The organism is Nonomuraea sp. ATR24, from assembly GCF_041950485.1.
Classification (GTDB): Bacteria; Actinomycetota; Actinomycetes; order Streptosporangiales; family Streptosporangiaceae; genus Nonomuraea; species Nonomuraea ceibae.
In genome coordinates this window covers 166,489-185,737 of sequence record NZ_JBGNUU010000004.1, presented here as the reverse complement: position 1 = coordinate 185,737, position 19,249 = coordinate 166,489, and the positions used below count along the sequence as shown (strand labels likewise).

General features: G+C 71.3%; 19 protein-coding genes. 9 read left to right on the top strand and 10 right to left on the bottom strand.

Going from position 1 to position 19,249, the window contains the following annotated elements:
- Nucleotides 1-9 precede the first annotated feature (9 nt).
- Together ACBI99_RS11880 and ACBI99_RS11875 are read left to right on the top strand one after the other, a co-directional pair.
- Nucleotides 10-171 carry a hypothetical protein gene (locus ACBI99_RS11880; protein ID WP_357584078.1) on the top strand — a complete coding sequence of 54 codons (162 nt, stop codon included), beginning with the start codon at nt 10-12 and terminating at the stop codon, nt 169-171.
- A 112-nt stretch (nt 172-283) separates the two neighbouring features.
- On the top strand, nt 284-1,099 hold the full coding sequence (locus ACBI99_RS11875) for a hypothetical protein (RefSeq protein WP_219499727.1): 816 nt from the start codon (nt 284-286) through the stop codon (nt 1,097-1,099).
- Here the strand turns inward: ACBI99_RS11875 and ACBI99_RS11870 are convergent.
- From ACBI99_RS11870 to ACBI99_RS11855, 4 genes are all read right to left on the bottom strand, one after another.
- Nucleotides 1,089-1,817, bottom strand: a complete 729-nt coding sequence (locus ACBI99_RS11870; protein ID WP_219499725.1) for a DUF4097 domain-containing protein — start codon at nt 1,815-1,817, stop codon at nt 1,089-1,091. The genes ACBI99_RS11875 and ACBI99_RS11870 overlap by 11 nt on opposite strands.
- 93 nt (nt 1,818-1,910) lie before the next feature.
- Nucleotides 1,911-2,738 carry a GNAT family N-acetyltransferase gene (locus tag ACBI99_RS11865; RefSeq protein WP_357584074.1) on the bottom strand — a complete coding sequence of 276 codons (828 nt, stop codon included), beginning with the start codon at nt 2,736-2,738 and terminating at the stop codon, nt 1,911-1,913.
- A 61-nt stretch (nt 2,739-2,799) separates the two neighbouring features.
- A complete protein-coding gene (locus ACBI99_RS11860; protein ID WP_219499721.1) occupies nt 2,800-3,147 on the bottom strand; it encodes an STAS domain-containing protein in 348 nt (115 codons plus the stop codon).
- Between the two features lie 34 nt (nt 3,148-3,181).
- Nucleotides 3,182-4,624, bottom strand: a complete 1,443-nt coding sequence (locus ACBI99_RS11855) for an LCP family protein (RefSeq protein ID WP_219499719.1) — start codon at nt 4,622-4,624, stop codon at nt 3,182-3,184.
- Nucleotides 4,625-4,706: 82 nt separating this feature from the next.
- On the opposite strand from ACBI99_RS11855, the gene ACBI99_RS11850 reads away from it, so the two are divergent.
- On the top strand, nt 4,707-5,723 hold the full coding sequence (locus ACBI99_RS11850) for a glycosyltransferase family 2 protein (protein ID WP_364173117.1): 1,017 nt from the start codon (nt 4,707-4,709) through the stop codon (nt 5,721-5,723).
- A 19-nt stretch (nt 5,724-5,742) separates the two neighbouring features.
- Here the strand turns inward: ACBI99_RS11850 and ACBI99_RS11845 are convergent, their stop codons facing one another.
- Nucleotides 5,743-6,936 carry a 2-C-methyl-D-erythritol 4-phosphate cytidylyltransferase gene (locus tag ACBI99_RS11845; protein ID WP_375072296.1) on the bottom strand — a complete coding sequence of 398 codons (1,194 nt, stop codon included), beginning with the start codon at nt 6,934-6,936 and terminating at the stop codon, nt 5,743-5,745.
- A gap of 115 nt (nt 6,937-7,051) precedes the next feature.
- Between ACBI99_RS11845 and ACBI99_RS11840 the strand changes: the two genes are divergently transcribed.
- From ACBI99_RS11840 to ACBI99_RS11815, 6 genes are all read left to right on the top strand, one after another.
- Nucleotides 7,052-8,485 (top strand): CDP-alcohol phosphatidyltransferase family protein, encoded by a 1,434-nt coding sequence (locus ACBI99_RS11840; RefSeq protein WP_308125585.1) that lies wholly within the window; start codon nt 7,052-7,054, stop codon nt 8,483-8,485.
- Nucleotides 8,482-9,105 (top strand): DUF5941 domain-containing protein, encoded by a 624-nt coding sequence (locus ACBI99_RS11835; protein ID WP_219499712.1) that lies wholly within the window; start codon nt 8,482-8,484, stop codon nt 9,103-9,105. Before ACBI99_RS11840 ends, ACBI99_RS11835 begins: the two co-directional genes overlap by 4 nt.
- Before the next feature lie 76 nt (nt 9,106-9,181).
- Nucleotides 9,182-9,916, top strand: coding sequence for a sugar phosphate nucleotidyltransferase (locus ACBI99_RS11830; RefSeq protein ID WP_219499710.1), 735 nt, complete (start codon nt 9,182-9,184; stop codon nt 9,914-9,916).
- A gap of 27 nt (nt 9,917-9,943) precedes the next feature.
- Complete coding sequence (locus tag ACBI99_RS11825; RefSeq protein WP_219499958.1) at nt 9,944-10,984, top strand: iron-containing alcohol dehydrogenase family protein; 1,041 nt, start codon at nt 9,944-9,946, stop codon at nt 10,982-10,984.
- Nucleotides 10,962-11,729 (top strand): CDP-alcohol phosphatidyltransferase family protein, encoded by a 768-nt coding sequence (locus ACBI99_RS11820; protein WP_219499708.1) that lies wholly within the window; start codon nt 10,962-10,964, stop codon nt 11,727-11,729. Before ACBI99_RS11825 ends, ACBI99_RS11820 begins: the two co-directional genes overlap by 23 nt.
- 187 nt (nt 11,730-11,916) lie before the next feature.
- Entirely contained in the window at nt 11,917-12,801 is an 885-nt protein-coding gene (locus ACBI99_RS11815; RefSeq protein WP_219499706.1) for a glycosyltransferase family 2 protein, read from the top strand.
- Nucleotides 12,802-12,853: 52 nt separating this feature from the next.
- Here ACBI99_RS11815 and ACBI99_RS11810 read toward each other — a convergent pair whose 3' ends face one another.
- From ACBI99_RS11810 to ACBI99_RS11790, 5 genes are all read right to left on the bottom strand, one after another.
- Entirely contained in the window at nt 12,854-13,537 is a 684-nt protein-coding gene (locus tag ACBI99_RS11810) for an acetoacetate decarboxylase family protein (protein ID WP_357584068.1), read from the bottom strand.
- Nucleotides 13,538-13,589: 52 nt separating this feature from the next.
- Complete coding sequence (locus tag ACBI99_RS11805; protein ID WP_219499702.1) at nt 13,590-14,585, bottom strand: glycosyltransferase; 996 nt, start codon at nt 14,583-14,585, stop codon at nt 13,590-13,592.
- A gap of 56 nt (nt 14,586-14,641) precedes the next feature.
- Nucleotides 14,642-15,820 carry an acyltransferase family protein gene (locus ACBI99_RS11800; RefSeq protein WP_375072295.1) on the bottom strand — a complete coding sequence of 393 codons (1,179 nt, stop codon included), beginning with the start codon at nt 15,818-15,820 and terminating at the stop codon, nt 14,642-14,644.
- Nucleotides 15,821-15,982: 162 nt separating this feature from the next.
- Complete coding sequence (locus ACBI99_RS11795; protein WP_375072294.1) at nt 15,983-17,614, bottom strand: LCP family protein; 1,632 nt, start codon at nt 17,612-17,614, stop codon at nt 15,983-15,985.
- A gap of 157 nt (nt 17,615-17,771) precedes the next feature.
- Nucleotides 17,772-19,151, bottom strand: a complete 1,380-nt coding sequence (locus ACBI99_RS11790; protein WP_375072438.1) for a hypothetical protein — start codon at nt 19,149-19,151, stop codon at nt 17,772-17,774.
- Nucleotides 19,152-19,249: the final 98 nt, after the last annotated feature.

Here is a 19,249-nt window from a genome sequence, read left to right as displayed (position 1 = left end):
GAGGTGTGCATGAGGAGCAGACGCAACGCGGTGGCGGCCGCCGCTCTGGCCGCCGTCGTGGGCCTGACCGGGGCGTGCGGCAACGGTGACGGGGACGGCGACGACGATCCGGACATCGTCAACACTCAGGTCCCGGACGACGGCAACGATCAGGAGGGCGACGGCGACTGAGCGTCCCATGACCGCGGGAATCGCCGGAGTGGGGGTTCGGGACGTCGGGCCCGGCTGTTAGGGTCGGTCCCCTTCCCCCATGAACGAGTAAAGATTCCTGCATCGGAGGGTCATGAGGACTGTAGGAAAGGCCGCCGTCGTGGTCTCCGCCCTGGCCACGGCGGTGGCGCTCGCCCCCGTGGCGCAGGCCCAGGCCGCGCCCGCGTTCGTCGCCTACCACGGCGCGACGCCGAGCCAGCAGACGGCGAACTTCACCAAGCTGCGCGACCAGGGCTACCACCCGGTGACGGTGAACGTCTCCGAGGGGCCCCGCTACGCGGCCGTGTGGCAGAAGGGCTCGTCGCCGGGCTGGCTGATGTACCAGGGGATGTCGGCGAGCGGCCTCCAGTCGCGCTTCGACGCGGCGCTGGCGAAGGGCTACCAGCCCATCTCGATCTCCGGCACCGGTTCGGGGAGCGACGCGGTGTTCGCCGCCGTCTTCGAGAAGAGGAGCGGCAAGTTCTTCGCCAGGCACGGGCTGGACGACGCGCAGTTCGCCGCCGCCAACCGCAAGGCCGCCGACGACGGCTACGTGCTGTCGTCCGTCGACGTGTACGGCACCGACGGCGACCGGCGTTACGTGGCGGTGTGGACGGTCAACCCGGGCGGGAGCTGGTACTTCAGCTACGGCAAGTCGGCCGCGGCGCACCGGGCCGAGTTCGACAAGCGGGTCGGCGCGGGCTACAGGCCGACCAGCGTGGCCGTGGGCCCCGACGGCACCTACGCCGCAGCGTGGCGCAAGGACGGGCTGAAGTCGTGGGCCCACTACATCGGGATGACCGCCTCCGGCTATCAGTCGCGCTTCGACCAGCTGAACGCCAAGGGCCTCTACCCCGTCCAGGTCAACGCCGAGAACGGCGTCTACACGGCCGTCTGGGTCAAGAACTGACCAGCCGCACGTCGCCGGTCGAGCTCCTGGCCACGATGGTGTGCCGGGAGCCGCCGGCGTCCTTGAGCTCGGACCGGACCCGGCCGTGGGTGCTGCTGGCGGTCACGGCGTAGTCGCCGCGCGGCACGGTCGCCGTCACCCGCCCGTGCTGTGACCTGACGTCCAGCCCGGCGGGCCGCTCGGCGAACGTCAGGTTGATCGTGCCCGTGGTGGTGCGCGCCTCGACGTCCGCCGAGCGCAGGCGGGTGCCGGCGATCACCTCGTGGTCGCCGCGCAGCTTCAGCCGTCCCGAGGCGTCGTAGACCCTGATCGGCCCCGAGGTGGACACGTCGACGTCCTGCGGCAGGTCGCGCAGGATGACGCCGTCGTCGCCGCCCCGGACGACCAGCCGCACGCCGGGCGGCACCCGTACGTGATAGCGGGCGCCGCAGTCGCCGAACACCACCGTGCAGTCGACGTCGAGGCGCAGGGTGCCGTCGGCGAGCCGCCAGGAGTTGTTGCCGTCGTCGGCGGCCTTGCCGCGCAGCCACCGGTCGACCTGGACGCCGGGGCCGGCGGCCGGCAGGACGCGCAGGCCGCCGATCGGCGACTCGATCGTGAGCGTGGTCCCGGAGTGGGGGAAGGCGCGTGCGGAGTGGACCTCGTCCGCGTCCAGGCTCACGCCGCAGCCCGTCAGACCGGTGAGCACGAGCGCCGCCGCTGCCGTGATTCGCTTCATGGCTCGATCGTGGCGTGGCCGCCCTGGCGGGGAGATCGGCCTTTCGGCCGATGGCCGTCGGTCAAAGAGCCGAAAGTGCCGGGGGAGAGGCGGTCAGGCCCTCCAGTAGTAGCGGTGGAGGCGGCCGACCTCGGCGTAGCCGGCCCGGAGGAAGGCGGCGGCCGTCGGGGTGTTGGCCACGTCGGTGGCGGCGACGACGCGCTCGACGCCGGCCTCGGCGAGCGTGCGGGTGCCGTGGGCGAGCAGGTCGTCGACGTAGCCGTGGCCCCGGTGCTCGGGCACGACGCCGATGTAGGCGATGGAGTGGTCGTCCGGCGCCACCAGCCCCACGGGCGAGTCGCCGGCGTAGCCGATCACGAACCAGCCGGGCTTGGCCTTGCGGCTCATCAGGTCGTCGTACATCCACCGGGCCTCGTGCTCGGCGCCGGAGGTGGCCAGCTCGACCCGGGTGTCATGGTCGAGCGAGCCTTCGGAGATGCGGATCAGCACGTCGAGCACCTCGGCTTCGCCGAGGTCGCGCGCGGGGCGGTAGCGCAGCCTGCCGGGCTCCTCGGGCAGGTCGCTGCCGGCCCGCCATTCGAGCATCAGCCGCTCGACCTCCAGCGCGAACCCGGCCCCGAGCAGCGCCTCGTGCTCGACGGCCCGGTCGACGACGGGGGTGAGGCCGGGCGGCAGCGCGATGTCGTGAATGATCTTGGTGAGCTTGAGCGTCGCCAGCCCGCGCCGCAGCAGCCGGGAGGCCACCTCCGGGTCGGGGCCCGGCTCGAACTGCCAGGTGATCACCGGCTCGGCGCCGGGGAACGGCGCCCAGAACGCCAGCCGTGCGCGCCCGTCCACGAAGCACCACTCCGGCCTGGTCCTGCCCTCCTCGAAAGCGGACACGAGCTGGGAACGAGCAGGCTCGGGGAAATCGTCGAACAAGTGCCGGCCTCCACACCGCGGGAACGATGCGGACATCGTCTCGCACCGGCGCGTCACGCCGTCACGCGGCGGTGGTCAACGCCGCCTGCGCCTCTTCCCGGGACGGGCTCGTCTCGAAGTGCCGGTCCAGGTTGGTGATCGTGAGCAGGTGGCTGATCATCCCGGGGGCCAGCACCAGGATCATCCGCCCGCGCGTGCGCCGTACGTGGTTGTGCGTGGCCACCAGCACCCCGAGCCCCACCGAGTCGCAGAACGGGACCGAGGTCAGATCGATGACGAGCTTGACCGGCTCGGAGCCGGACAGGGCCTGTTCGAGCTCGGCCCGCACCCGTGGAGCGCCGTAGACGTCGAGGTCACCGGCGATGTGCAGAACAGTGCAGGGTTCCTCCCGCCAACTCCTGACCACCATGGGGCTAGCGTGCCCCAATTAGAGGTTGTTATTACTATTTCTTGCATATGTTCTGAGTAGCGGTCTCCGTGACAGGGGTGGCGCTCGGCTTCGCCGAAGGCTTGGCCGTGGACTTGGGCTTGGCCACCTTGAGCTGATCGCGCCCCAGGATGACCTCGATGCCCTTGATGTCCACCTGGCGCAGCTCCGCCCCCGGGATCGCCGCCGCGACCGTGCGCGCCGCCTCCGCCTGATCCGCGCCGTGGCGCACGACCGTCTTCTCGTGGTCCTTGCGCGTCGTGTTGCCCGCCGTGTCGGGGACCTTGAAGCCGTACGCGATCAGCGCCGTCCGGGTGCGCGCGCCGATGCCGGAGATCAGCGTGCCGTTGAGCACCTTGAGCGAGATCTGCTGCGGCGGGACCGACGCCTTCGCCGACGGCTTGGCGGACGGCTTGGCCGACGGCGTCGGCTCGCCGGGGTCACGGTCGGCCTCGATGCTGCGGAACAGGTCGCGAGCCGCCGCCTTGTCCCACAGCACCGCCGACTCCCCGGTGGGCGTCTTGAAGTCGACGTCGTCCAGCGGCACGTCCACGAACTGCACGTTGTCCAGCTTGACGTCACGCAGCTGGGTGGCCAGCCCCAGCAGGCCGTCGTCCGGGTCGACCTTGATGGTGCCGAGCGTGGTGTTGACGAACGTGGCCAGCTTGGCCGGGTTGGCCAGCGTGCCCGCGCTCAGCGCCCGGTCGAGCAGCGCCGAGATGACCTGCTGCTGGCGGTCGATGCGGTCGAGGTCGGAGCGGGCGGTGGCCCGGGTGCGCGCGTAGCCGAGCGCCTGCGCGCCCTTGAGCTCGTGGGTGCCCGCCGCCAGGTTGAGGCCCGTCTTCGGGTCGTTGATCGGCACTGGCGTGCACACGGTCACGCCGCCGAGCGAGTCGACCACGTCCACGAAGCCGAGCACGTTGACCTCGATGTAGCGGTGGATCTCCAGGCCGGTGGCCTGCCGCACGGTCTGCAGCGCGAGCTTGGGGCCGCCGAACTGGTAGGCCGAGTTGATCTTGTGTTCGCCCTTGCCGGGAATCGTCGTCCAGGTGTCGCGCGGCAGGCTCACCACCGTGACCTTGCTGTGGTCCTCCGACAGGTGGATGAGCATCATCGTGTCGGTGCGCTGGCCGGACTCGCGGCCCAGCTTGAGCTCGTTCTGCTTCTTGCGGGTCAGGTCGTCGCGCTTGTCGACGCCGACCAGCAGGATGTTCTCGGCCCCGCGCGGCGCGGTCTGCGTGACGCCCGCGTCGACCGAGCCGATCGTGCGCGGCGTCGCCCACACCACCCCGGTGCCGACCAGCACTCCCGTCGACAGCAGCCCGGCGATGATCGCGTTGCGCCGCCGCGCTCTGGCGCTCTTGCGCGGCCTGCGCGGGCGGCCGGGTGCGAGCCTGACGCCGCCGTAGGCGTCGCCGCCCACGTGCACACCGGCGTCCTCCTCGCTCGGGTCGCGCATTGCCGTCCCCCTCTGTGGCGCACGGAGGATCGGGCCATCGATTGCCCTCCTCCCCTGCCCGTACAGTAGCGTGAGCCCCGCCATGAAGCAGTTCCCCGACTCGCCGCACGCGCCAGCGGAGACGCGTGGCTGGCCGCCCATCTCCGTCGTCATGCCGGTCCTCAACGAGGAACGGCACCTACGCGAAGCCGTCCACCAGGTGCTCGCCCAGCACTACCCGGGTGAGATCGAGGTCGTCCTCGCCGTAGGCCCCTCCCACGACCGGACCCAGGAGGTCGCCGACGCCATCGCCGCGTCCGACCGCCGGGTCACCGTCGTGCCCAACCCCACAGGCCGCACCCCCAACGCGCTCAACGCCGCCATCGGAGCCTCGCGCAACGGCATCATCGCCAGAGTCGACGGGCACGCCATGCTGCCCCCCGACTACCTGCGTGTCGCCGTCGAGACGCTGGCCGAGACGGGCGCCGACAACGTCGGCGGCGTCATGGCCGCCGAGGGCGTCAGCCCGTTCGAGCAGGCGGTCGCCTGCGCCATGACCTCAAAGATCGGTGTCGGTGCCGCCGCCTTCCACGTGGGCGGCACCGCGGGTCCCGCCGACACCGTCTACCTGGGAGTCTTCCGGCGCAGCGCGCTCGACCGGGTCGGCGGCTACGACGAGCACTTCCAGCGGGCCCAGGACTGGGAGATGAACCACCGCATCCGCCAGACCGGCGGCCTGGTGTGGTTCCAGCCGCGGATGCGCGTCTCCTACCGGCCCAGGCCCAACGTCAAGGCGCTGGCCAAGCAGTACTTCCACTACGGCCGATGGCGCCGGGTCGTCGCCCGCACCCACGAGGGCACGATCAACCTGCGCTACCTGGCGCCCCCGGCCGCCGTGCTGGCGATGCTGCTCGGGCTCGTCGTCTCGCCGTTCTTCCCGCTCGGCCTCGTCATCCCGGGCGGCTACGCGCTGGCGATCGTGGCCGGGTCGGTGCTGACCGGCAGCGGGCTGCCCGCGGCGGCCAAGCTCAGGCTCCCGATCGTCTACGCGACCATGCACCTGTCGTGGGGCTGGGGTTTCCTCACCAGCCCACGCAAACTGGCCCGCCCGCCCCGCTGACCACCGCCGCCCGCCCCGCTCAGGGGCGGGCGCCCGACACCAGCGCGTCGAGCAGCGCGCCCTCGTCCTGGGAGCTCACGCAGGCGACCCGGACCCCGGCCCACTCCGCGGCCAGCGACCTGGCCAGCTCGGCGGTGGCCGCGCGCACCGGCGCGTGCAGGGGCCCCGCGCCCGGGGCGGTCCGCAGCACCAGCCGGCCGCCGCTCTCGCGCAGCGCCGGATATGCGGCCCGCGCCACGTTCCACGGACCCAGGTAGGCGGCGGCCTCGTCGCCGTCGCGCGCCGGCACGCCCAGATGCACGACGGCGTCCACGGCCGCCACGTCCGCCAGCGCCTTGGCGACCGACTCGGGGTCGGCGACCCGTACCTCCTCGCGCGGGAAGGACCGCACCCGCGCGCCGTACTCGGCCGCCAGCGGGAGATCGCCGCCGAAGACCACCACCGAGAGCCCCACCAGGCCGTCGCGGCGGCCCGGCACGGCCGCGGGCGGCGCCGACGGCGTCAGCAGCCGTTCGGCGATGGCCAGGTCGATCGGGTGCGTGACCTTCATGTTCCGCTCGCTGCCCGCCACCAGGAAGATCGGCACGTCCGGCAGGTAGCGCAGCACCACGCCGCAGTCGTCGGTCGCCGGCCGGTCGCCGAAGCCCGGGTCGGCGAACGCCAGCTCGTACGCCTTCCTGATGACCGACAGGCGGAAACCCTGGGGCGTCTGCGCCCGCCGCAGCCGCGAGCGGTCCAGCACGTCGCCGACCACCTCGCCGCCGTCGCCCGGCGCGGCCACGAGCACCGTGTCGGAGCTCGGGATGACCACTTCCACGGCCTCGCGCGTCTCCAAAGCCCTGACACAGTCGGTGATGATCCGGGGCTCCAGCAGCGGGCGCACGGCGTCGTGCAGGAGCACGTTGCACTCCTGGGTCCCCAGTGCCTGGAGTGCCCGCCAGGTGCTCTCGGTGCGGCTCGCCCCGCCGTCGACGACCTGGGTCACCTTGCCGAACCCGGCGCGCCGCACCAGCTCGCGCACCTGACCGCCGAACCCGGGCGTCATCAGCACCACGACCTCGTCGACCTCGGCCGACGCGTCGAACACCGCGATCGTGTGCTCCAGGATCGTCCGCCCGGCGAGCTCGATGAGCTGTTTGGGCGTGTCGCGCCCCACTCGCTGTCCGACGCCGCCCGCCAGCACCACCGCGACAGTGCGCAGCCGAGAATTCATACTTCGAGGGTAACGGTCCTGTTCCGTGATATCACGTTGCGCGATCGCTACGCTGAGTCCACGCACTCCCTCTGAGAACGGGAGGACCTGCGCTTTGCCCGACTCACTGACCCGAGTGAGCACCACCACCTCCGTGGTGCTGCTCGCCACGACACCGGCGTGCAGGCTCTCCTGCGACGGCGGCACCCTGCTCGACCGGCTGCACGACCAGCTCGCCACGCTTCCCGTGCGCGAGGTCCAGGTCGTCACCGCCGGCGGCGGGCTCGGCGCCGACCTGCGAGGCGTGGCGAAGATCGCCCGCGTCTCGTCCGGCGCCCTCGCCGTCGTGCCCGCCGACCTCGTCGCCCACACCGAGTCGCTGGCCCTGCTGCTGGAGCATCCCGCGCGCGACACCCGCGCGCTCGTCTCCCACGGCGCGGCCGGCGGCCCCATGCGGCCTCCCGTACGGATGGAGGGCGGCCGCATCGTGGCCGCCGGCAGCTCCTTCCACACGGTCCCCGAGGCCAACGCCACGTTCGCCGGCGTGCTCCAGGCGGGCGAGGCCGACCTGGCCACGCTCGCCGACCTGGCCGAGGAGCTGGCCGAGCTGGCCGACGCCGGCCGGCTCGGCCCCGTCACCCCGGTGGAGGCCGTCGACCTGCTGCTCGTCGGCCTCGTCCGGTCGGGCGTCGCCGTGCGCGCGGCCACGCTCGGCGAGCTGCACTGCGACCGCGTCACCGGCCAGGGCTCCGCCGACGCCGCCGTCCAGCGGCTGGCCGAGGTGGACGAGGCCAAGGTCAGGCTCGACACCTCGGTCAAGGGCGACGACGGCTTCTTCACCACGTTCTTCGTCTCGTCGTGGACCCGCCACCTGATCAAGCCGGCCGCCGCCGCCAAGCTCACCCCCAACGCCGTCACCGGCATCTCGGTCGGCCTGGCGGTGCTGGCGGCGATCTGGTTCTCGGCGGGCTCGCCGGGCGGGCGGCTGGCCGGGGCGGTGCTGGTCTACCTGTCGTTCGCGCTCGACTGCCTCGACGGGCAGCTGGCCCGCTACACGCGCGGCTTCACGCCGCTCGGCGCGTGGGCCGACGGGATGGCCGACCGGCTCAAGGAGTACGTCGTCTACGTCGGCCTGGCCCTCGGCTACGTCGCCGCCCAGCCGTTCCCGAGCGGCAACCCCGGCGGGATCTGGTTCCTCGCCGTGGGGGCGATGATCCTGCAGGCGGTACGGCACGCCATCCACTACTCCTACGCCGGGGCGGTGGCCGACGCCCGCCGGGTCGGCGCGCTGTGGGCCAGACCGGTGCGCTCGCTGCTGGAGCCCGCCGACGCGGGCCGCAGGCGCGAGCCACGGCAGGGCGTGCTCAAGATGGCCAAGCGGATGGAACGCGAGAGCGTCGTCCACTGGCTCCGGAAGATGATCGTGCTGCCGATCGGCGAGCGGATGGCGCTCATCGCCGTCACCGCGGCGCTGTTCGACGCCCGGGTGACGTTCGTGGCGCTGATCGGCTGGGGGAGCGTCGCGGCGCTCTACCAGCTGGCCGGCCGGATGGTGAGGTCGGCGGAATGATCGCGGTGCACATGACCCCGGTGCCGGGCAGCAAGGTCGTCACCTACCGGGACGACGGGCCCCTCTCGCGCGGCATGGGCCTGCTCGTGGCCGGGCAGCTCCCGCCGCTGCCGCCGCTGATCGCCGGGGCGTTCGTCACCGGCGTGCTGCTGCTCATCGGCGTGGCGGCCTCCGACGGGCTCGCGGTGTTCGCGCCCGCCGTGACGCTGCTGCTGGCCGGGCCGGGCAGCTCCCACCCGCACGACGGCAGGCTCGACTGGCTCGCGCCGCCCATCCTGCGGGCCATCGAATACTCCTTCATCGCCGCCTGCGGGTTCTCCCACGGGGTGCCGCCGGTGCTGATCTTCCTGCTGCTCGGCGCCATCGCCTTCCACCACTACGACCTGGTCTACCGGCTGCGGCAGCACGTCTACCCGCCGCCGTGGCTGTCGAGCCTGGGGCTGGGCTGGGAGGGCCGCACGCTGCTGATCGGGCTGGCCGCGCTGGCCGGGTGGGTGCCCGCCGGGTTCGCGCTGCTCGCGCTCTATCTGTGGGGGGCGTTCGGGTGGGAGAGTCTCACGTGCTGGCTCGCCGCACCGCGATCCGGGGTGGAAGCCGCGGATGCGGGAACGCAAGACTAACGGCGGATTACCCGCACAGGGCCTAAAGCCAACTAACCTTTGGGCCTAGTAGTCATGCTCGACTGAGGAGTGCACGTTGCTGGGAATGGTGCTGGCCGCTGGAGCCGGACGTCGCCTGCGGCCGTACACCGACACGCTGCCGAAGGCGCTCGTGCCGGTCGACGGTGAGACCACGATCATGGACATCTCGCTGCGCAACCTCGCCGAGGTGGGGCTGCGCGAGGTCGTGGTCGTCATCGGTTACGCCGCGCAGGCCGTCCACGATCGCAAGCGTGAGCTGGAGGAGCGCCACGGCGTCGAGCTCACCCTCGTGCACAACGACAAGGCCGAGGAGTGGAACAACGCCTACTCCCTGTGGTGCGCCCGCGATTACTTCAAGCAGGGCGCGCTGCTGGTCAACGGCGACACCGTGCACCCCGTCTCGGTGGAGAAGACGCTGCTGGCCGCGCCGGAGACCAGCGAGATCCTGCTGGCCGTCGACGACGTCAAGAAGCTCGCCGACGAGGAGATGAAGGTGACGCTCTCCCCGGAGGGCTCGCTGCGCCGCATCACCAAGCTGATGGACCCGTCCGACGCCTACGGCGAGTACATCGGCGCCACCCTGATCCGCCCGGGCGCCGCCGCCAAGCTGGCCGACGCGCTCCAGGCCACCTTCGAGCGCGACCCGCAGCTCTACTATGAGGACGGCTACCAGGAGATGGTCGAGCGGGGCGAGCAGATCCACGTCGCCCCGATCGGCGAGGTCGACTGGGTCGAGGTGGACAACCACGACGACCTGGCCAAGGCCCGCACCATAGCCACCCGCTACTGAGGGGGCCGGATGCCGCTTCTCGCGAGGATGCTGCCCGCGCCGCTGACCATGGACGTCCGGCGCGGTGCGGTGGCGCAGCTCGGCGCGCTGCTCGCCGACAGCCGGGTGGCCACCTCCGGCCGGGTCGCGGTCGCCGTCGGCCCCGGCCAGGGCGACCACATCGAAAGCCTGATAGCGCCGACGCTGGACGAGGCCGAGGTGTTCCGCGTTTCCGACGGGAGCGTCGACGCCGCCGTCTCGCTCGGCGCCGACCTGCGCAAGGGCGCCTACGAGGTGGTCGTGGGCGTCGGCGGCGGCAAGACCATCGACACGACGAAGTACGCCGCCTCGCTGGCCGGCATCCCGATGGTCGCCGTCGCCACCAACCTGTCCCATGACGGCATCTGCTCGCCGACGGCGTCGCTGCTGTACGAGGGCGGCAAGGGCACGTTCGGCGTGCCGATGCCGCTGGCGATCCTGGTCGACCTGGACTTCGTGCACAGCGCGCCGAAGTCGCTGGTGCGGGCGGGCGTGGGCGACGTGGTGAGCAACCTGTCGGCGATCGAGGACTGGCAGCTCGGCAACGTCGAGCGGGGCGAGCCGCTCGACGGGCTGGCCTGCTCGATGGCGCGCACGGCCGCCGAGGCGCTGATCGGGCGGACGGACTCCATCGAGTCGGACGCGTTCCTGACCGTTTTGGCCGAATCGCTGATTCTGTCGGGCATGTCGATGGTGGTCGCGGGCTCATCTCGGCCCGCGAGCGGTGGAGACCATGAAATCATGCATGCCGTGGACCAGCTCTTCCCCGGCACCTCCAACCACGGCGAGCTCGCCGGGATCGGCACGGCCTTCTGCTATTTCCTGCGGGAGGACGAGGCGCGGCTCCGGCAGGTCACCGAGTGCCTGCGCCGGCACGAGCTGCCGGTCTCGCCCGGCGACATCGGGCTGACCAACGAGCAGTTCGTCCAGGCCGTGGTGCTGGCCCCGGCCACCCGCCCCGGCCGTTACACGATCCTGGAGCACCTGCGTCTGCCCGAGTCCGAGATTCGCGATCGAGTGGAGGACTATGTCCGGGCCTTCGGTAGCTGAGCTGCGGCGGGTCGCTCAGCCCGCGGGTCATCTGGAGCGCCGCAACGGCGAGCACTGGGCCGGCGTGCTCTACATGCGCCGGCTGTCGATCTACGCCACCTGGGCGCTGAGCAAGACGCCGGTCACGCCCAACCAGCTCACCTGGGTGATGACGGTGGCCGGGGTCGTGGCGGGCGTGGTGCTGGCCCTGCCCGGGCTGTGGGCGGCCGTGTTCGCCGCCCTGCTCGTGCAGGTCTACCTGCTGCTCGACTGCTCCGACGGCGAGCTGGCCCGCTGGACCGGCAAGACCTCGCTGGCGGGCGTCTACCTCGACCGGGTGGGCGCCTACTTCACCGAGGCCGCGCTGCTGGCGGGGCTGGGCTGGCGGGCGTCGCAGGTGCTGCCCGACTGGTACACGGTGATGGGGTTCGCGGCCGCGCTGGGCGCGATCCTCATCAAGGCCGAGACCGATCTGGTGGAGGTGGCGCGGGCCAAGGGCGGGCTGCCTGCGGCGAGCGACGCCTCCGGCACGCAGTTCCGCTCGGGGCTGCTGGGGCTGGGCCGCAGGGTGCTGGCGGCCACGAAGTTCCACCGGATCGTGCAGCCGATCGAGCTGTCGCTGCTCGCGCTGGCCACCGCGGTGGTCGACGTGGTGACCGGCGACCTGACCGCCACCCGGGTGCTCGTCGTGGCCTGTGTGGTGGCGGCCGCGCTCCAGACCGTGCTGCATCTGATCAGCATCATGGCGTCGAGGCGGCTGGCGTGATCACATCCCGGAACCGGCAAGGCTCCCCGTCCGTCGTATTGATCAGACGTCCGCGGTTCGGTGGGGGTTCACTACCGGTTCCGATACGCTTAGCTCCACCAATATCAGGAAATAGGCAGACCAGCAGACTCGGTGATCATGAAAGAATGCTCCGCTCGTGCTCTCAACGCGTCAGGACGATGATTCGTTGAAGATCTCGTGCGTCATCCTCACCATGGGCAACCGGGTCGCGGAGCTGAACCGGGCGGTCGAGTCCGCGCTCAACCAGGTCGACGGCGACGTCGAGGTGGTGATCGTGGGCAACGGCGCCGACGTGCCCGAGGTGTCGGCGACGCCACCCGTTGGCTCGTCCGCGACCGTGAAAACGATCCGGCTCGACCAGAACACCGGCATCCCGGCAGGCCGTAACCGCGGCGTCGAGGAGTGCTCCGGCGACGTGGTGCTGTTCCTCGACGACGACGGCTGGTACGCCAGCCAGAAAGTCGTGGCGCACGTGCGCGACCGCTTCGCCACCGAGCCCGACCTGGCCGTGATCTCCTTCCGGGTGATGGACCCGGACGGCGGCATCGGCCAGCGCCGGCACGTGCCCAGGCTGCGGGCCGGCGACCCCGAGCGGTCCTCGCCGGTCACCACGTTCCTGGGCGGCGCCTCGGCGATCAGGCGCTCGGCCTTCCTCCAGGTGGGCGGGCTGCCCGAGCGCTTCTTCTACGCGCACGAGGAGACCGACCTGGCCTGGCGGCTGCTCGGCGAGGGCTACCGGATCGAGTACGACGCCGACACGGTCATGTATCACCCGCAGGTGCCGCCGACGCGCCACGCCGACTTCTACCGGCTCAACGCGCGCAACCGGGTGTGGCTGGCCCGGCGCAACCTGCCGTGGCCGCTGGCGGTCCTCTACCTGCTCGACTGGATCGTGCTGACGCTGATCCGCGAGCGGCGCTCGACGGTGGCGCTCAAAGCGTGGTTCACCGGCTTCTTCGAGGGGCTGCGCACCTCGGCGGGCGAGCGCCGGCCGATGGCCTGGCGCACCGCCTGGCGCATGGTCAAGCTCGGCCGCCCGCCGATCGTCTGACGCCCAGGCCCGCCCACGGGTCTGACGCCCAGCCTGCCGGTCGGCCGTGCGGTCACGGCAGGGTTTGGGCGTCGTCCAGGCTGACCATGGCGTGCGCGGCCGTCGCGGTCAGCAGCGGGCGCCTGGGCAGCCCCAGCTCGCTGAGCTCCTTGGCGATGGGGTGGTTGCCGAGCCGGATGAGCGCCCCGCCCGGCCTGACCCGCACGCCCCGCGCCCGGAACCGCCACGGCACCCGCCGGGTGACGCCGTCGCGGTGCGTGAAGGCGTCCAGCGCGAGACCGGGGCCTGCCACCGGGACCCCCGGCCGCACCAGCAGGTCCAGCACCAGCCTGCCGTCCTTGCGCAGGATGCAGCGCTTGTAGGGAGAGGACAGGCGCAGGTCGATGTCGGCCAGCTCCTTCGGGAAGCCCCACAGCGCCCGCCCGGCCTCCAGCGTGAAGCGCCCGTCGACCGGCAGCCAGTGCACGAACAGCCCCGCCCGCCCGGTGTCGGGCCGCCGGATCACGAACGCCATGCCGAACTCGTGGTAGGCGTCGAGATCCCCGTCGCGGTAGTCGGCGAACAGCAGCACGCACACGGCCTTGCCGGGCAGGACCTCGGCCGCGTCCAGCCCGGAGTACGCGATCACCGCCCGGGCCGCGTCGGCCCGCACGGCGTAGGCGGCGGCGCACACCGCCACGTCGCGGATCCGGACAGGCATGCCCACCGTCCGGCCCTGGATCAGATGCGATGCCATGCTCCCCAGTCAATCAACAGCCGGCTGTCGGCACCATTCGGCGTACGCGTTTCTAGACGGCGGGGGAGGGCTTCTCCCCGGAGGCGGCGGCCAGCGGGCGGGAGCGCACGGCCACGCCCGCCCAGCCCTCCATCCGGGCCACGAACGCGGTGGCGTGGTCGGGCCAGTGGTGGCGGGCCAGCGCCCGCGCGTGCCCGGCCGCGCCGAGGGCCAGCCGCCGCACCGGGTCCTCCTTGAGGTCGAGGACGGCGTCCAGGACGGCCTCCACGTCCAGCGGTACGACGAAGCCGCACCCGGTCTCCTCGACCGGCCCGGCCCCCGGCGAGGTCGTGATGACGGGCAGCCCGCGGCCCATGTAGTCGAGGATCTTCGTCGGCGTCACACCGGGCCCCGCGGACAGAGACAGCCCCGCCAGGGCGCCCTCGGCCATCCGCAGCGCGTGGCGGTTGGGCACGTACCCGAACCAGTCGAGCAGGCCGACCCGTTGCGCGTCGCGTAGCAGCGGCCGCACGCCCGGGGCGGCGGCGCCGATCAGGTCCAGCCGGATGCCGTGCGGGACGAGCCGCTCGGCCAGCGCGACGAGCTCGCTGACGCCGCGGTCGGCCGACAGCAGGCCGAGGTGCACCACCCTGGTGTCGCCGGGAGGGGGAGGGCTGGGCGACACCAGGGTGGCTTCGGGCACCACGGCGGAGGTGACGACGTGGTGCCGGCGGCCGGCCCGCGCGAGCCGCGCGCCGGAGACCTCCTCGCGCACGTCCCAGACGACGGGCGGGCGGCGGTACGGCAGCGCGCGCAGCAGCCGCTGCTCGTGGACGATCAGCAGGTCCGCGCCCCTGACGCCGCGCCTGAGCGCGGCGCGCGCCCGGCCGTAGGCGGCGTGGCGTGCCACGTCGAGCGCGGTGAGCCCGGCGGCCGGCGTCACGTTGTAGTACGTGAACGGCGCGACGTAGGTCACCTCGTGGCCCGCGTCGAGCAGCGCCCGGATCTGCCGGTGCATGATCCGGGCGTCCTCGGGATGGTGGACGGTCGTGGCAACGCATACCCGCATGCGTCGATGCTCAATGCCTACCAGGGCATTGGCGTAAATGCGGGTGAAACGGTCGCTTAACTCCTGGACCTGGATGGGCGGCGGTAGAGCCAGGTGAGGCGCGGCTCCAGCACCCACTTGAAGACCGTGCGGGTCTCCGGCAGGCAGAGCACGATCGCCAGCGCGAAGCAGCTGAAGCTGATCGCCAGCACGCCCAGCGGCCCGTGCAGCCACGGGAACTCCAGCCAGCCCATCTCCTTGGCGATGAGCACCGGGATGCCGTGGAGCAGGTAGCAGTAGAGGGTGCGGGTGCCGAGGTCGGTGTACCAGGTCTCGCGGCGCGGCACCAGCGCCAGCACCGCTAGGCACAGCGCCAGCGCGCACAGCAGCAGCCCGGTGCGCACCCCGAGGCCCATGTACCAGGACAGGTCCATCTTCTCGTAGCTGTTCTTGTAGTAGAACGGCGCGAGCGGCGCCTTCGGCGCGATGTAGATGGCCACGGCGGCGGCAGCGGCGATCACGAACCCGGACAGGATCTTGATCCAGCGGCGGTTGAGCAGCTCGAAGTGCTCCGGCTGCATGACGAGCCCGATGACGAAGAACGGCATCAGGCCGAAGAACCGGTCCATGCTGAAGTCGCCCGAGATCTCCGAGAACCCGGCGAACAGGTAGATGGCGATCGCCACCGGCACGGGATACTTCATCCGCTTCCACACCGGTGTGGACAGCCGCCAGAACAGCAGCGCCAGCAGGTACCAGTTGAGCCAGGCCGGATCGATGATCGTCAGGCTCCACTTCTGACCCAGTGCGAAGCGCAGCGCGGCATAGCCGACCTCGACGATCACGTACGGCACCAGGAAGGTGTCGACGAGCTTGTTCGTCTTCGCGTTGGAGTTCCAGAAGTTTCTGGACAGGTAGCCGCTGATGACCACGAACAGCGGCATGTGGAAGGTGTAGATGAAGATGTACGCGGCGCGGGCCGAGTCGGCGCTGAGCGTCGGCACCAGGGAGTGGCCGATGGGCACCAGCGCGATCAAAATGAACTTGACGTTGTCCAGATAGGGATCGCGCTTGCGCTTGGGCTGCTCTTCGGGAGCGGGCTCCTCGGCGACCTCCCGGAGACTCTGCGGCGGCTCGCCGCGAGGGTCGGTCCGCTCACTCCAGAAGGCCTCCTCCGGCAGCGGCCATCGGGCGCCTGTGTTGGCGGGCCCGTCGTTCGCGGCCGTGACCGGGGGAGAGTGCTTGGTGTCAGACACAGGGGAGTCGCTCAGCTTCGCTCGGGGCCGGGGAACACGACAGACGACACGCGTGACGCGCCTTCACGGCGCGGGCGAGCCCAGTCGCCGACCCGAACCACGATATCCCGGTCCGGACGGTCCTGTCCTCCGGCGAGCCGGGTACACAGGCAACTTGGAGGGTCACACGCAGACGTTCTTCTGCTCCGATGCCTTGATCGTGGAGTTCTCCACGCTCTCGGAAAGTTTGGTCACCTTGACCGCCTTGAAGTCGGCTCCCACGATCAGCTGGACGACCGGGGCCCGCTTGGCCGTGGGCGTCGCCGCGCCGGTGGTCTGGGTCCCGGTGTAGGGCTCGGTGGTGGTCGCCCTGACCTTGCCCGCCTTGGCCTGGGGCGCGGGCGTGAGCTCGTCCGCGAGCGCGTCGGCGTAGTCGGCTCCGGTGGCCGCCGTCTTCGGGTAGTGCACCTCGGTCTTGGCCAGGCTCTGGCCGTCGGGCGACTGGTAGTTGCCGAGCTGGACGACCTTGAAGCCCTGCTTGGTGAGCTGGTCGGCGACCTCGCGGGCCTTGCCGGGCGTGGTGGTGCCGTTGAGCACCTGGACCTGCACCTGCTCGGGCTTGAGCGCGAGCTTGGGCTTGGCGCTGGCCGTCGGCTTGGGCTCGGCCTCCTCGATCTGCGTGTCGTTGATGATCGACTGGAACAGCTCGTTGGCGTCGGGCTGCTTCCACACCACGCGGTTCTCGTCCTCGGGGTCGGGGATCCACGGGATCGTGGTGAACTTGACGTCCTTGGCGGTCAGCTCCCTGGCGCTCATCGCGATGTCGATGAGCTTCTGCGGGTTGTTGGCCAGCTCGGGGTCCATCGTGACCGACTTGGCCGCCGCCGTGACGAACGAGGTGAGCTTGCCCGGGTCGGTGAGCAGGTCACCGCTCGTGGCCTTGGCGACGACCTTGCTGAGGAAGATCTGCTGGCGCTTGATGCGCTGGATGTCGCTGTTGTCGCCATACTTGCGCAGCCGTACGTAACCCAGCGCTTGCTCGCCCATGAGCAGGCTCTTGCCGGGCGGCAGCTTCAGCTTGGAGTCCTTGTCGTCGACGCCGGACTTGAGGCAGATCTCGATGCCCCCCAGCGCGTCGACGATGTTCTTGAACCCGCTGAAGTCGACCTCGACGAAGTGGTTGATGCGGATGCCGGTGAGGGTCTCCAGCGTGGCGATCGTGCAGGCGATGCCGCCGGAGTTGTAAGCGGAGTTGATCATCGCCCGCTGGGGCGGCATCTCCTGCTTGGTCGTCTCGTTCTTGCACTTGGGGATCGTCACCATCGAGTCGCGCGGGAAGCTGATCAACCGCGCGGCGTCCCGGTTGGGGGAGATGTGCATGACGATGATGGTGTCGGTGCGCTTGCCGCCGGCATCGGCGGTGCGGGCCAGCTCCTGGCCGTATCGGGCGTTGCCCTCGCCGGCGCGGGTGTCGGAGCCGACGAGCAGGACGTTCAGCGCGCCGGTGTCGCGGGGGCGCTCGGTGAGGATGTCGTCCTTGACGGGCTTCTGGTTGATGCTGCCGAAGGCGTCGCGGTAGACGGTGTAGCCGGTCAGGGAGCCGGCCACCATGACCGTGGTGGCGGCGATGCTCACCCAGGCGAGCATCCGCATCTTGTTGCCGCCGTTGCCGCGCCCCCTGCCCCGGTGGCCGCGCGGCGGATCCTCGGGCGGCGGCGGTGGGGCCGCCGCGGCCTGCCTGCGGGCCATGCGGCTTCCGGGCTGCGTCGAGGCGACCCTGCGGTCCTGCACGGACGCGCTCCTGTAGTCACTCATGCGCCCCCTAGCCTCGTCCTGGCTTGGTCGTACTGCGCCACGAGACTAGGTCACGTTCGGCGTGCCCGGGGCCATGACCGCGCGAAACGGCCGTGACACGGGCGTGATGTTTACCGGCCAAAGCATACTCAGAGGTGGACATTTCGGGGAATATTCTTTAGGAACTCTGAGGATTCCTACAGGTTAGCGCCGCCGCCAAACAGGCGAGCGGCACGACCGGCAACACGTAGCGATAGTCGAACTCCGCCACGGCCGGCGGTGTGACCAACAACACAACCGCTGCCGCCCACGGGGCCAGCCAAGGCGCCGGGCGCGTCGCGGCGCGCGTCCCCGACCACCTCCTGCGCGCCGCCACGGCGGGCGGGACCAGCAGGATCACCAGCAGCGCGGTGCCGGGCAGCCGGGCCACGTCCTGGTAGGCGCGCATCCAGCCCGCGTACGGCTCGGCGACCCGGGTGCCGATCTCGCCCCGCTCGTAACGCCGGGCGAGCTCCGCGCCGTGCCGCGCCGGATAGCGGCCGGGCTGAGGCGGTGAGACCGACGGGAACTGGTAGTAGCCGTAGATCTCCTGGTCGGGGTAGACCGGGCGGCCCCACACGAACGAGCGGCCCAGCTCCGACAGCACCGAGCCCGCGTAGTCGAGCGGCTGCGAGCGGACGGCCAGGAGCGCGAACCTGCCCGCCAGCGCGTCCGTCTCCCGCGTGAACGTGATGCCAGGCAGCTTGACCAGCGGCGCGTCCTTGGCCCAGATGTACTCCTGCGACGGCGGCCGCTGCTCCGGCGGCCGGGGATCGCACAGCACCCGCAGGTCCGGCGGCGGGTCCATCCGCTCGCAGTCGGCGAACGACATCGTCCGGGCATAGAGGAAGACGCCGTTCGCCCCCACGATGCCGACCCGCTGGTAGGTGGCGTAGAACCAGGCCCCGTACGCCACGACCGGCACCAGCGCCGCCGCCAGCATCACCACGGCCGGGCGGACCTGCCGCCGCAGCAGGAACCAGCCCGCCAGCAGCGCGATCAGCGGCAGCCCGACGGTCCTGGTCAGCGTGGCCGCGGCCAGCAGCAGGCCGATCGTGACCACCTTCGGCCGGTCGGCCAGCGCCAGCACGACCGCGAGCACGACGAGGAACATGAACAGCGTGTCGGAGACCAGCAGGTGCTCCAGCTCCACCTGGTAGGCGTCGAGCAGCACCGGCGCCGAGGCCAGCACCGCCGCCCACCGCCGCACCCGCCGCGCCGCCGCCCAGTAGACCAGCGCGCCCGTCGCCAATCCCAGCAGGTGCTGCACCGCGACCACCGCGCCGAAGGAGTGGAACGGCTCCAGCAGCTTGACGAACATCGAGTAACCGGCGGGACGCACCAGGTCCGGGCGCGGATGGAAGACGGTGACGATGTAGGTGTAGGAGTCGGGGAACCACAGCGCCGGGCGGAAGCCCAGCATCGTGACCACCCTGAGCAGCGCCCCGGCGGCCAGCACCCCCAGGAACCACCGGTGACGCCGCCCGAACCGACCCGCCACCCGCACGACCTCCCGCATGTCCGGCACGCCGGTACGCTACCGGGCTTCCACCTGCGGGGCGTCATCGTGATGCCGTCGACGTGATGCCGTCGTGATGTTGGATACGCTCGCTGGTC

Bases quoted from the DNA above. Each gene is read 5' to 3' on its own strand.
- ACBI99_RS11845 (WP_375072296.1), bottom strand. From the start codon at position 6,936: ATGAATTCTCGGCTGCGCACTGTCGCGGTGGTGCTGGCGGGCGGCGTC.
- ACBI99_RS11855 (WP_219499719.1), bottom strand. From the start codon at position 4,624: ATGCGCGACCCGAGCGAGGAGGACGCCGGTGTGCACGTGGGCGGCGAC.
- ACBI99_RS11810 (WP_357584068.1), bottom strand. From the start codon at position 13,537: ATGGCATCGCATCTGATCCAGGGCCGGACGGTGGGCATGCCTGTCCGG.
- ACBI99_RS11875 (WP_219499727.1), top strand. From the start codon at position 284: ATGAGGACTGTAGGAAAGGCCGCCGTCGTGGTCTCCGCCCTGGCCACG.
- ACBI99_RS11860 (WP_219499721.1), bottom strand. From the start codon at position 3,147: ATGGTGGTCAGGAGTTGGCGGGAGGAACCCTGCACTGTTCTGCACATC.
- ACBI99_RS11795 (WP_375072294.1), bottom strand. From the start codon at position 17,614: ATGAGTGACTACAGGAGCGCGTCCGTGCAGGACCGCAGGGTCGCCTCG.
- ACBI99_RS11790 (WP_375072438.1), bottom strand. From the start codon at position 19,151: ATGCGGGAGGTCGTGCGGGTGGCGGGTCGGTTCGGGCGGCGTCACCGG.
- ACBI99_RS11850 (WP_364173117.1), top strand. From the start codon at position 4,707: ATGAAGCAGTTCCCCGACTCGCCGCACGCGCCAGCGGAGACGCGTGGC.
- ACBI99_RS11820 (WP_219499708.1), top strand. From the start codon at position 10,962: ATGTCCGGGCCTTCGGTAGCTGAGCTGCGGCGGGTCGCTCAGCCCGCG.
- ACBI99_RS11825 (WP_219499958.1), top strand. From the start codon at position 9,944: ATGCTGCCCGCGCCGCTGACCATGGACGTCCGGCGCGGTGCGGTGGCG.
- ACBI99_RS11805 (WP_219499702.1), bottom strand. From the start codon at position 14,585: ATGCGGGTATGCGTTGCCACGACCGTCCACCATCCCGAGGACGCCCGG.
- ACBI99_RS11880 (WP_357584078.1), top strand. From the start codon at position 10: ATGAGGAGCAGACGCAACGCGGTGGCGGCCGCCGCTCTGGCCGCCGTC.
- ACBI99_RS11835 (WP_219499712.1), top strand. From the start codon at position 8,482: ATGATCGCGGTGCACATGACCCCGGTGCCGGGCAGCAAGGTCGTCACC.
- ACBI99_RS11870 (WP_219499725.1), bottom strand. From the start codon at position 1,817: ATGAAGCGAATCACGGCAGCGGCGGCGCTCGTGCTCACCGGTCTGACG.